Genomic DNA, 12,610 nt, shown 5'->3' with positions numbered 1-12,610 from the left:
TCACCGCCTATCTTCCGTTTTTGGAATCACCCTGATCGTTGGAATTCGAACCTTCACCAGGTTTTCCCAAGGTATTACGCATTTGAGTATCCGCTTCAATATTCTTCAGGTTCATATAGTCCATAACACCAATCTTACCACTACGCAGAGCTTCAGACATTGCCAAAGGTACTTGGGATTCGGATTCTACAACGCGTGCTCTCATTTCCACTACGCGTGCTTTCATCTCTTGCTCTTGGGCTACGGCCATTGCGCGACGCTCTTCCGCTTTCGCTTGTGCGATACGTTTGTCAGCTTCTGCTTGCTCTGTTTGCAAGAAGGCACCAATGTTTTTACCTACATCAACGTCCGCAATATCAATGGACAGGATTTCAAAAGCAGTACCTGCATCCAGACCTTTGGACAATACGGTACGGGAGATCAGGTCCGGGTTTTCCAGGACGTCTTTGTGAGAATTGGAGGAACCGTTTGTACTTACGATACCTTCACCAACACGGGCGATGATCGTTTCTTCACCAGCACCACCGACGAGACGGTCAATATTGGCACGAACCGTAACCCGCGCTCTAACTTTAACTTCAATACCATCTTTGGCTACCGCAGAGACAATCGGTGTTTCGATAACACGTGGGTTAACGCTCATTTGTACGGCTTGTAATACGTCACGACCTGCGAGGTCAATAGCAGCAGCACGTTCAAATTCGAGTGGAATGTTGGCACGTTGTGCAGCAATCAGAGCGTTTACAACACGGTCAACATTACCACCGGCCAAGAAGTGACTTTCCAGTTGGTTCATTGAGAGTTTAAGACCGGCTTTAGTTGCTTTAATCATTGGATTAACGATACGGCTAGGCGTTACACGTCTCAGTCTCATCGCTACCAGAGTAATAATACTTACACGTACGCCGGATGCAATCGCTGAAACCCAGAGCATAACCGGGAAAAAGCTGAAGAATACGCTCAATACGATAATACCTACTACCGCAATGAGCAAAATCGTAATCATAGATGTGTCCATTGTTTAATTTCCTCCATTTGCAATTAGAATTTGATAAAAATATTTGAGAAGGCATTCATAAGTCCGCTGCTAAAATTAAAGAATGCACCACGCTGGCAGCTTCAGCTAATGGTTATGTACATTGCCGAAGCGTTAATCCGCTTCGACAACAGAGCGAGTTACACCGGCAAAGCTTGCTGAACCACAATCCGGGTACCTTCCGCTTTAATCACAATAATCGGAGTATCGATGGGAATAAAATCTCCGTCCGTCACAACGTCAATTCGTTCCCCTTCAAACATCGCTGTTCCAGAAGGACGAAGTGGTGTCAGACTGATTCCTTGCAGACCAACCAGCTCTTTGCGTTCTGTGGCTGATGAATAACCCCGATCCGCAGACATGCTGTCACTCAATATGAACCGATTCCATATCCCTCGATCCTTAAAGATAATTGAGATGATCGCAATGACTACCAGTGCTGCTCCAAAAGCGATACCCAGAGATACAAATGCATCACTCGTATCATAAGCAGCCCTTACAACACCGGCCACAAGCGCAATTGATCCCAAAATCCCCAGAATACCAAAGCTCGGAATAAACATCTCCAGAATCATCATGATGAGTCCGACGGTAAATAGCACCCATGTCTCTGCTCCGGCAAATCCCGCAATGTAATTACCCGAGAAATACAACACGAAACACACGATACCTACAATACCAGGAACTCCAAAACCAGGAACAATCAATTCAATGATTACACCCGCGATTCCGAGGAATAATAACACAGTCATCACAACCGGATTGGTAAGAAAAGAGGAGATATTCTCCGCTGTCGTTCGTTCTACCTTAAATAGGTCATCCTGACTGTAACCTGCCCAAGCTGCCGCTTCTTCCGGTGTGTTGCTGATGTGGTCGGCATAACCAACTTTCAGCGCTTCTTCAGCCGAGAGAGCAATAATTTCACCTTTTTGCTTGGTTTTATTGATCTCTGGCATTTCAACAACGATGTTAACATCCGTCATTCCAGCTGCAATCTTGCCATCACGACCACTGATTTCAGCCGCTCCCTGCATTTTGCTTTTCCAGAATGCAACAAGCTTTGGATCATCAACATGTTTACCTGTACTGTCGACCATTGCTGCCGCACCAATCATACTGCCTGGTGACATTACGATCTTATCTGCATTCAGAGCCAGAAAACTCCCGGCTGAAGCAGCATCTCCACGAACAAATGCAACAGTCTCAATCGGACTGTCCTTGATCAGGGTACCCAATGCTTCTGCAGTGTCGACACGGCCTCCCGGCGTATTGATATCAAGAACGATCAGGCCAGCATTCATCTCTTCTGCTTGCTTGAACCCGCGTTCCATGAACTTGCCAAGTCCCTGCTCGATTGGTTTATCAACCGGAATAATATATACGGCACCACTCTTCTCAGCTGCATGCGCTGACGGTGATCCAATCCAGACAGGAAGCAACAGCGTCAGCAGCATTAAGAGCATCAATGGCCCCGTAAGCTTCTTCCGGCGCTTTCCCTTCACAATAGTCCCCCCTTTTCCATTAATGTTATACTGTCCAGCTTATGGTATTTATTACGTGCAATGCAACATTTCGTTTCAAAATCTTAAAATTATATTTGAAAACTCGATCAATTGCAAGAATAAAAATCCATAATAATATATATTAACCATTAAAAAGAAATTTCGTCATCCCAAGGACATCATACTTTCTGATAAATGGAAAAAACACCTCCTGACAAGTCAGAAGGTGTTTATTGATTTGCTTTATTGCAGAAATTGTTGAACTGCTTGATTTACCAGTTTGCCGTCCGCTTTGCCTTTAACTTTCGGCATAAGGGCCGCCATGACTTTCCCCATCTCGGCTTTCGAAGAAGCACCGGTTTCCTGGATGGTCTGCTGTACAATAACTTTAATTTCTTCTTCGGTAAGCTGTGTGGGAAGGTACTGGATGAGTACTTCAATTTCCGCTTTTGCATTTGCCGCGAGATCTTCACGGCCCGCTTTGTCAAATTCTTGGAGGGCATCTTTGCGCTGTTTGATTTCACGACTCAGGATATCAAGCACTTCGTTGTCATCCAAATCTCTTTTCAAATCTATTTCAAGATTCTTGATCGTCGAACGAATCAACCGAATGTTGGAGAGTCTGAACTTGTCCTTACTCTTCATCGCTTGCTTCATATCTTCGTTCAATCGTTCGCTAAGATTCATGTAGTTAAAATCCTCCTAAAACTTTCTCTTACGAGCAGCCTCGGACTTTTTCTTGCGCTTTACGCTTGGCTTCTCATAATGCTTACGTTTCTTCACCTCAGCCAATACGCCATCTTTAGCGATGGAGCGTTTAAAACGACGAAGTGCAGCATCAATAGTCTCGTTTTTGCGAACTTTAGTTTCAGACACCAGTTTTCCCTCCCTCCGACCAGACCGTCCAAGAGCAATAACACGGTTCATCATCTTTCATTATAGGCGAAAGGTAATAAAGGTGTCAACCTCAATGTAATGATCACTTAATTGAATCCATTTTATAACTCAAAGGTATTATGAAATGAATTCATTATATAAGCATTTGGTCACACATTCGTGGATTTAATGCATATGACTAAATCCTCAATATTAGTACCCATCAGCTCGTTTATTTGTGAGAATCGGACAGACTTGTCAACACGCCAAGTCTGGTACCACCCAACAAATGGTAATGCAGATGATGAACGGTTTGTTCTCCATCTTTACCACAATTGTTGATTAAGCGATATCCTGTCTCCTCCACGCCAAGACGCTTCGCCGCTTCTTGAGCAGCCAGATGAATCTCGCCGATCAATGGCAGATCTTCTGCAGTAACTTCATTCATGGAAGCAATATGTTTCTTCGGAATGACAAGAACATGCGTCGGTGCAGCGGGCTGGATGTCATGAAAAACGATAACATGGTCATTCTCAAGCACTTTATTGGAGGGAATGCTGCCCTCTACAATTTTGCAAAATAAGCAATCCATAGTTCATACCCTCCTTTGTATTCCAGTGTATGTATTCCCTTCTATCATACTAGAAGTAAAAACCCACGTCCAATCTCTAGACACACAACCAGGTTAATCTAGGTTAACTCTCCATCTATCATCGAGCCGAACACTATACAACATTGGATGTATACCAAGCCATTTTATCGAAATATGGTTTTATCACGCACTTTTCCCAATTAAACAAATATGTATGGTTAATGACACACAAAAGGAGATTGGTTAATTTGACCGTTTATCAGCATGTACAGGAACTTATAGGTAATACGCCTCTGCTTGAATTAACTCGTTATCCATTACCGGAAGGAATCCGCCTGTTCGCCAAACTGGAATTCATGAATCCTGGAGGAAGTGTGAAAGACCGGATCGGCAAGTTTTTATTGGAGAAGGCCTTGGCACGAGGAGATGTTAAGCCAGGTGGAACGGTGATAGAAGCTACCGCAGGCAACACAGGAATTGGTCTTGCAATGGCGGCTGTAGGCCTGAATTTAAAGGTCATTTTCACCGTACCTCAGAAGTTCAGCGTTGAGAAGCAGCAGTTGATGAAAGCCCTTGGTGCTACGGTCGTCAACACACCCACATCCGAAGGAATCACTGGTGCCATACGCAAGGCGGAATCGCTGGCGAAAGAAATATCGGACTCGTATATTCCAGGTCAGTTCTCCAATGCGGATAACCCACTCGCACATTATGAACATCTGGGCCCTGAGATTTGGCGTGATCTGAACGGGCAGGTGGATGTATATATCGCCGGAGCCGGGTCTGGCGGAACTTTCATGGGAGTGTCTCGCTATTTGAAGGAGCAAAACCCGTTAATTAAAACATGTATCGTAGAACCCGAAGGTTCGATTCTCGGAGGAGGTCCATCGGGACCACATCGTACAGAAGGAATAGGGGTCGAAACGTTATCTTCTTTTATGGATGTGAGTTACTTTGATGCCATTCATACGATCTCAGATGAAGATGCCTTTGAGCGGGTCAAGGATCTGGCCTTGTTGGAAGGCATACTGGTAGGAAGTTCCTCAGGTGCAGCTATGCAAGCCGCATTAAACGAAGCCGTTCATGCACCTCCGGGAAGTAACATCGTCGTTATTTTTCCGGATAGCAGCGAACGGTATTTAAGCCAAAATATCTATAATGGAGGTCAATGAAATGAGACCAAAAACCAAGCTGATTCATGCAGGTATTGTTGGTGATCCACACACTGGAGCAGTGAGTGTACCGATCTATCAAGTAAGCACGTATGAGCAAGAATCGGTTGGCGTACACAAAGGATACGAGTATTCACGTACAGGCAACCCTACCCGTCATGCGTTGGAAGAAGTTATTAAAGAGCTGGAGGATGGCGTTCGAGGTTTTGCTTTTAGTTCGGGAATGGCTGCAATTCACGCTGTAATGTCTCTGTTGAAAACTGGAGATCACGTCATTCTAACGGATGACGTATACGGCGGGACCTATCGCATTTTCACCAAGGTGCTGAATCGTCTGGGGATCGAGTCTACCTTTGTAGATACCACCTCACTACAAGCACTAGAGCAAGCTTTGCAGTCCAATACGAAGGCCATCTATGTAGAAACACCTACCAATCCGTTACTCAAGGTCACCGATATTGCTTCTGTAGCGAAATGGTCGAAACAACATGAATTGTTGTTCATCGTGGATAACACGTTTAGTACGCCTTATTGGCAGACACCGCTGGCTCTGGGGGCAGATATTGTACTGCATTCTGCAACGAAATATATCGGTGGTCATAGTGATGTCGTGGCAGGACTTGCGGTTGTTAACAGCGAGCAACTTGGAGAAGATCTGCATTTTATCCAAAATGCAATCGGCGCAGTCCTGGGACCCATGGATTCCTGGTTGTTAATGCGAGGTCTTAAAACATTGGGATTGCGGATGGAAGCGCAAGAAAGCAATACAGAGCAGCTTGTGACATTTCTGAATCAGCATCCAACGGTGAGCAAAGTTTATTATCCCGGGTTGCCCGACCATCCACAGCATAAGCTCGCTTCCACGCAAGCGAGAGGATATGGCGGTATGGTTTCCTTTGATGTAGGCAGTGCTGAAAAAGTAGATGACGTGTTAAGCAAAGTCCATTACTTCACATTGGCTGAAAGCCTGGGCGCGGTGGAAAGTTTAATCTCTGTACCTGCCCGAATGACGCATGCCTCCATTCCTTATGAGCGTCGGCAAGAATTGGGGATCACGGATGGTTTGATTCGGATCTCCGTTGGGATCGAGGATGTTGAGGATTTACTTGAGGATTTGAAATCTGCATTAGGTTAAGGGCATTTTGAAGTCCGTGCTGGCTGATACTCGTGAATGGGTAGTCGAAGATTTTCTAAGGAACACAGGAAGTCTTATTTGATGTTCAGGCCCTCATTGGAAATTATAAGGAACATCAGGCACGTTATTTCCCAAAATAACCTCAAAAAATGCTGAAAACGGCTCTTTATACGGTTATAACGTGTCTCAGATTCCTTAAAATTTTGGCGGGCGCTTCAAAACCTTGAATAAGATGCCTCAGATTCGTCAGCGCTCGCACACCATGCTCCGCTCCTCCAACCGTGGGCAAGAGAACAGCAGCGATTCCACCCCGAAGCGAAGATTTTTATCGAATAGAGAATTAAAATTTTTGCGGTGTCTTGATCATTTGCTCACACATGGGAACGTTCTCGCATATTCAGGATGCGGTACGCCTCTGCTACGGACACGTGAAGGCCCGCTTCTGATTTAAGCAGGTTTAAATACACGCTATGTGCCATCAGTTCATCATCTACCTTACACTAATTAGGTTCAAAAAAAGGTCATGCCTTACAGAAGTTCGCTTCTGCACAGGCATGACCTTTTTTGGATATTCGATATGTTGCCAGTTGTATTGCAATGACTGTCGCGATACATCGGGCTGAGACTCTGTATGTGATAAGACCTCTCTATTCCATGCTGTACGGTACCATGAATGAAACATCCATCCTCAGCTTGTTATTTTCGAGGATTTTCATAAGAAGCATGAGAATGAATCACTGTAGTTATGCCTTTTTTTTAATTTCAATAGTACGGTAAAAGGGTTAACGCTGTAAGCGCAAATAACGGGAGCACCAGTCGGTTAAAACGTCTACGGCCATAACCATAATACGGATAAGGCGTAGGGTAGCCGTAACCTGGATAAAATCCGCGAGTATGACCTATCGGATAGTTCGCTCCCGGCATTGCATTTGGAGCCCAGTTCGCATGATTCACCATGGCTTCTGGTCCAACGGGAACAGCCAAGTAGATCATTTCGTCATCCACATTTTCCATAATGCCATCGTAGTGCATACCGTCATTCATCTGTACACATACATAACGGTGCATGTGTTCCTTGCATAATTTCTTCGCTTCCACCTTTTCCACTTGCCAACGCCTCCCTGATTCTGCTCTTGATCACCTTTTCATGGTATTCAGAACTGGGCGAATTGACACTACTGACGAAAAAACACAAAAAAGAAGCACCCCGTGAGCGGCTTCCTTGGAAGTCTGCTGCGCGGACATCTATTCAGGAAACGTCCTGATCAGATGTCCGCCGGGGTACTTAAATAAAGTTTGTCGGCTTAACTGTAGTATAACAGCGGGATGAACCTGTATCTGTGATGTAACTCACTCCGCTATGTTATAAAAGCAAGAAGAGAAATATTTTTACAAAAATAATATTCCGTAATAGTGCGTGTTTAAAAAGGGCGGTTTTCAGTACCAAAAAGACGGGATAAAGCTAGAAATGGAGTAGCGGAGCATAGATAGAGCTACGTGAGCAACCGCAATGTTTCCGAAGGAAACAACCTTCGTAAGCCCCTACTTATTTCGGCTGAATTCCATATTCGATGTTGATGATGCCGCTAGGCACCATTCGAAATCAAAAGCAGACTTTTTGAACAACCTCTATTATTCATTTTGCTTGGACTATTAGAGGCTCTTCTATGATCTATATTGCTTACACATTGCCCTCTACAGGGTCTCCAAGACCACCCGTGAGCCGTTTCCGGCCTCACCTGCCGGAATCACTACAAGTTTGCGCGGCAAGCGTGCACGCAGTTCAGGCACATGACTGATTACACCAACAGCCAATCGGTCGTCATGCAATTTTTCCAGAGACGTAATGACGGTATCCAACAGCTCAGGGTCAAGTGTACCGAAGCCTTCATCCAAGAAGAAGAATTGAAGTGGGTACTGACCTCGCAGTTGAATCTGGGCCGACAGTGCCAAAGCCAGTGACAGAGAGGTCAAAAATGTCTCGCCACCTGACAACGTTGATACCGGTCGTTTGACTCCCCCGTTGGCATCATCACAAATCACAAAACCACCACCGGAATCCACCTCCAGTGAATAACGCTGTTTGGTCAGGAAGCGCAGACGCTGAGATGCCGCATGACTAACCTGCATCAGTTGTTCTTCGGCAATATACTCGACAAAAGCATTGCCTCTGAACGCGGATTGCAGCTTGCTGAGCAGTTCGCCTTGACGGCTTACCTCCACCCGCTTGTTCTCCAGTTCGGTCCAGCGAACATGTCGCTGCTCCACATCCTCCAGATCACGTTCTGCACGTGCTTTAGCACGAAGGGCAGCCTCGTCCTCAATTCGGACCTGCTGCAAACGTTCGGTGCAGGCTAACCACTGTTCCTCTGATACGACAGCACCACCCAGCTTTTGTTCCAATTCACGCAACTGGGATGCCAGTTCACGCTCACGTTCACGGTGTTGCTGGATCTCTCCTGCCAGTCGCTCGGCTTCGTGGGAAGGAATCGCCGCGGATACAACAGCATCATCCGAGTCAAACGGGGATTGTTCCAGCAATTGCTTCCACCGTTCCTGTGCCTGCTGCAGATGTTCTGTGGCCGAGGCGGCTGCCTGCTGAGCCATAACGTCTTTCTTGGCTGATTCCTGCTTCAGCGTGTCCGCTTCTTTGAAGCGTTGTGCCAAGTCTGTAGCTGCTTTCCGCAGTCCATCCAGACGAGCCTGAGCCGCAGCAATCAGATCCTCTACCCGCTGCTCCCCTACCCACTGGCGTAAACGTTCTTCCTTCTCGGCCAGCTGTTTGCTATTGCCCTGCCACTCCGTTTGCCACTGAATCAGTTGTTTATCCAATTCAACCAGCTTCTGCTGGAGAGATTGAATGATTTGGTCTTTTTCCTCAAGGAACGTCACGCTTTTGTTCAGACGTTCCTTGATGTCTTCGGCGCGCGCATCGCGCTCCTGCATCGCCTGATAGAGGGCCTTGGCCTCCTCCTGAGCGATGCTGGGCAGTTCCGCGGCCCAGCGGCCCTGCAAGGCAGCCGCTGCAGCCTCGCTCTCGGCCAGCTTGCGCTCCGCCTGGGCGAGCCCGGCACGGCCGGCCTCCTGCGCAGCTGCCGCTTCCATGCGGCGCTGCTGCGCGCCTACAGCCGCCTGCTGCAACGCGGCGGCTTCGGCCTGGAGCGGCGCTGCTGCGGCAGCCAACGCCTGCGCGGCATCGCGCAGCGCAGCGGCACGCGATGCCCAGCCTGCCGGGGAGCGCCCGTGTTCGGGCGACCCGGCGGGCTCGGGCTCCGCTGCCGCAGGCGCGGCCTCGGCTGCGGCCGGAGCTTCGCCGGCCGCAGCGCCAAGCTGCGTCAGCAGGCTGCGACGTTCGTGCAGCTGCTGGCGCAGCCCAAAGCGCAGCTCCTGCAGCTCCGCGTGCAGGCTGCGCAGCAGTTCCAGGTCCGCATCGCCTGCGTGCGGACCTTCTCCCGGCGGCGCAGCCGGGAGTGGGTGATGCGGCGAGCCGCACACCGGGCATGGCTCGCCGTCACGCAGCTCGGCGCGCAAGGCGGAGGACAGCCGGTGCAGCTCCTGCTCGCGCATCGTGCCACGCAGCTGTTCCTCTGCAAGGGCCAGCAGGCTTTGTTCGCGGCTAATATCCTGCTCACAGGCAAGCAAGGCCTCAAGACCTGCTGACGCCTGTTCTACCAGATGCTGACGCTGATCACTCAGGCGTTTTTCTTCCTCAGCCGCCGCCTTCAGCTTGTCGGCTCCCTGTTCTGCCGACTTTTTATAGGCTTGCATGTCGGCCTTGTTTTGCTGCAACTGCTCCGCGGCAGTATCCACACGATGTTTCAGTTCAAGCGCAGCTTGAAGTTGCCTGCGTTCCTCTGACTTCACTTCATTTGGCTTGAGGCTCTCCTGTAGTTCCTCACGCCGTTTGCGTCCGCGCTGTTGCAGCTCCTTTTCTTTCTCAAGCTGCTGTCCCAGCGCAGTCTGTTCGCCCTGCCCCTGTTCCAGCTGCTGCGCGAGGCGCGAGCAATCGGCCTGAAGCCCGTCCCGTTCCCGTTGCAGCTCTTTCGCTTGTTCGAGTTGCTCCAAGCGCAGCAAAAGTTTCGGTTCTTCCTCAGTCATTTGCTTACGTGCCGTCTCAGCCTTATCCGCTTCCTGAACAGCCAGACGCTCATGTTCCAGTGCTTGCTGATGAGCTGTTTCGGCGGCATCCTCCCGCTGCTTCTGTGTAGTCGTGGCATCTCGAACCGTCTGCAACGCAGGCAGTATTGCATCTGCCGCAACGGATTGTTTCAGCCGTTGTTCGCCTGCCTCTATCTGTGGTTCCAGTGCTTTCAGCTTCTGCTGTTCATCCGTCCGGGCCTGCCGTTCGTTACTTAACTCACGGATTTTACCCAGTTGTTCAGCTTCCTTTGCAGCTTCATCCAGCGCTTTGCGGGACAATTCAGACTGCTGAACAGCGGTTTGAAGAAGACGTTTCGTTTCTTCCAGCGTCTCCTTGCTGGCATTGCCAAGTCCCTGTTGCTCTGCAGCGAGAGATTGGTGAACCATATCATTATCCTTGACCCGCCGACTTAATTTGATGGCCAACTGGTCCCCATACTTTTCCAGATGGAATAATCGTTGCAGCATCTGGCGACGTTCACTGCCTTTGAGTGACAAAAACTCGGCAAACTTCCCTTGCGGAAGCACCACTGCCCGTGTAAAATCATCCATCTTCAAACCGATCACATCTTCAACACAGCGATTAACATCTGCCAATTTGTCGGCAAGTACCTGTTCTTCGCCATTGACCGTCTCTATGAATTTGCTGATCGTGTTACTCACCGACACTTCATTATTTCGTTTGAAACGTCGCTCTACCCGGAACCTCCGAGCGCCTTCCGCCGACATCAGTTCAAATGTAAAAGCAACCGACAACGAATCCTCTGCATGATTCATAATGCCTTGCGTCCCGTTCACCGCGCGTTCCACTTTTCCGTACATGGCGAGTGTGATGGCATCGAGCAAGGAAGATTTACCACTACCCGTTGGACCGAAAATACCGAATAGCCCCGTCTCTGTCAGCACGGTAAAATCAATCTCTTGCATCTCCCGATAACTTTGCAGTCCGGCAACTTTTAATAAAATGGGCTTCATCTTTCCTCGACCTCCTCACGCACACCCGGCTCGTCTTCATCCACAAGTTCCAGGAAAAGCTGTACCAGGCTGTCTTCCGGCTGTGCACCACCCGTCTGACGCTGATAAAATTTACGGAACAGTTCGTGGACCGGCAGCTCGGATCGTTGTTCCAAAAGTCCTGCTGCTGCCATCTCGGGATACACCGGGCGAATATGAATGATACCTTCATGTGATTTTCGCAGCTGCTGAATCTCCTTCAGGGACATCGCCTCGTCCAGCCACACTTCCATGTCGATAAAAGCCTGTGGATCACGCCCCTCATCCAGCCAGCGATATACTTCTGCCAGACCACCACGGGCCTGCCAACGCACAAGCGGACGCCCGGACGTTAACAAAACTTCCTCCACCTGTGCAGCTCCGCCCGGTGCCAGATCAACCATCGTAACAGACTTGCTCTGCCCCGCTTCCGAGAAGCTGTAGGCGAGAGGAGAACCGCTATATCGAATCACACCGTCTCCTTTGACAGCCTGTGCACGATGAAGATGGCCAAGTGCCGTGTATTGCGCACCAGTCGATAAAGATGAAGGGTCCACCGTGTAGGCCCCACCGATCTGAATCGGACGTTCCGAATCACTCTCAAGTCCGCCGAGCACATAGATATGACTCATGGCCAAGTTCACGGTATCCGGGCGAAAAGAAGCTGCCAGACGCTGCATTAACATGCCCACACGGTGACTGTATGCCTGACGAAGCACATTTTCGTCCCCATCTGTTGTCAGCAGTTCATTCAATCTGGCTTCAGAAGGATAAGGTAATGCGGCAATCTGTGCAATTTCTCCGGTTCGCTTTGCATGGATGGTCACCGCTTCTGAAGTAGGCATCCCTACGAGTGTAATGCCCTGTCTGTTCACAAGTGGAGTTACAGAAGCTACACGTTCTGGCTGATCATGATTTCCTGCAATCACCACAAGAGGTCTTCCATGCTCCGTCAGACGCGCTGCCGCTTCATAAAAAAGCTGTTCCGCCGCTGCGGGAGGATTCACCGAATCATACACATCTCCGGCCATCAATATGGCATCCGCCTGCTGCTCATCAGCCACCCTGACGAGTTCATCAACAAAATCTTCCTGTTCACGCAGTCGGCTTCGTCCTTCCAACGTTTTTCCCAAATGCCAGTCCCCTGTATGCAAAATACGCATC

General features: G+C 48.9%; 10 protein-coding genes. 2 read left to right on the top strand and 8 right to left on the bottom strand.

Going from position 1 to position 12,610, the window contains the following annotated elements; genetic code table 11:
• Window positions 1-7: 7 nt before the first annotated feature.
• The 5 genes from floA to BLS69_RS02400 all read right to left on the bottom strand — a co-directional run bounded on the left by floA (window position 8) and on the right by BLS69_RS02400 (window position 4,006).
• Entirely contained in the window at window positions 8-1,018 is a 1,011-nt protein-coding gene (gene floA, locus BLS69_RS02420) for a flotillin-like protein FloA (protein WP_076332307.1), read from the bottom strand.
• A gap of 158 nt (window positions 1,019-1,176) precedes the next feature.
• Window positions 1,177-2,499, bottom strand: coding sequence for an NfeD family protein (locus tag BLS69_RS02415; RefSeq protein ID WP_091034798.1), 1,323 nt, complete (start codon window positions 2,497-2,499; stop codon window positions 1,177-1,179).
• Between the two features lie 282 nt (window positions 2,500-2,781).
• Entirely contained in the window at window positions 2,782-3,225 is a 444-nt protein-coding gene (locus BLS69_RS02410; protein ID WP_017687237.1) for a GatB/YqeY domain-containing protein, read from the bottom strand.
• Window positions 3,226-3,240: 15 nt separating this feature from the next.
• Window positions 3,241-3,414 carry a 30S ribosomal protein S21 gene (gene rpsU / locus BLS69_RS02405; protein WP_005547957.1) on the bottom strand — a complete coding sequence of 58 codons (174 nt, stop codon included), beginning with the start codon at window positions 3,412-3,414 and terminating at the stop codon, window positions 3,241-3,243.
• A 232-nt stretch (window positions 3,415-3,646) separates the two neighbouring features.
• The gene (locus tag BLS69_RS02400; protein WP_024628477.1) at window positions 3,647-4,006 is read right to left on the bottom strand and encodes a histidine triad nucleotide-binding protein; all 360 of its coding nucleotides are present in this window, start codon (window positions 4,004-4,006) and stop codon (window positions 3,647-3,649) included.
• A 248-nt stretch (window positions 4,007-4,254) separates the two neighbouring features.
• Here BLS69_RS02400 and BLS69_RS02395 point away from each other — a divergent pair, with 248 nt between their 5' ends.
• Together BLS69_RS02395 and BLS69_RS02390 are read left to right on the top strand one after the other, a co-directional pair.
• On the top strand, window positions 4,255-5,178 hold the full coding sequence (locus BLS69_RS02395; RefSeq protein ID WP_091028410.1) for a PLP-dependent cysteine synthase family protein: 924 nt from the start codon (window positions 4,255-4,257) through the stop codon (window positions 5,176-5,178).
• Between the two features lies 1 nt (window position 5,179).
• Window positions 5,180-6,313 carry a bifunctional cystathionine gamma-lyase/homocysteine desulfhydrase gene (locus BLS69_RS02390; protein ID WP_091028409.1) on the top strand — a complete coding sequence of 378 codons (1,134 nt, stop codon included), beginning with the start codon at window positions 5,180-5,182 and terminating at the stop codon, window positions 6,311-6,313.
• A gap of 762 nt (window positions 6,314-7,075) precedes the next feature.
• On the opposite strand, the gene BLS69_RS02385 is transcribed toward BLS69_RS02390, so the two are convergent.
• The 3 genes from BLS69_RS02385 to BLS69_RS02375 form a co-directional block, all read right to left on the bottom strand.
• Window positions 7,076-7,381 carry a hypothetical protein gene (locus tag BLS69_RS02385; RefSeq protein WP_211175679.1) on the bottom strand — a complete coding sequence of 102 codons (306 nt, stop codon included), beginning with the start codon at window positions 7,379-7,381 and terminating at the stop codon, window positions 7,076-7,078.
• Window positions 7,382-8,008: 627 nt separating this feature from the next.
• Window positions 8,009-11,428, bottom strand: coding sequence for an SbcC/MukB-like Walker B domain-containing protein (locus BLS69_RS02380; protein WP_091028402.1), 3,420 nt, complete (start codon window positions 11,426-11,428; stop codon window positions 8,009-8,011).
• A complete protein-coding gene (locus tag BLS69_RS02375) occupies window positions 11,425-12,609 on the bottom strand; it encodes an exonuclease SbcCD subunit D (protein WP_036615059.1) in 1,185 nt (394 codons plus the stop codon). The genes BLS69_RS02380 and BLS69_RS02375 overlap by 4 nt, the downstream gene beginning before the upstream one ends.
• Window position 12,610 lies beyond the last annotated feature (1 nt).

The organism is Paenibacillus sp. CF095 (assembly GCF_900101225.1).
Classification (GTDB): domain Bacteria; phylum Bacillota; class Bacilli; order Paenibacillales; family Paenibacillaceae; genus Paenibacillus.
Note: the sequence above shows the minus strand (reverse complement) of the source record. Positions and strands in the feature narration are given on the sequence as shown.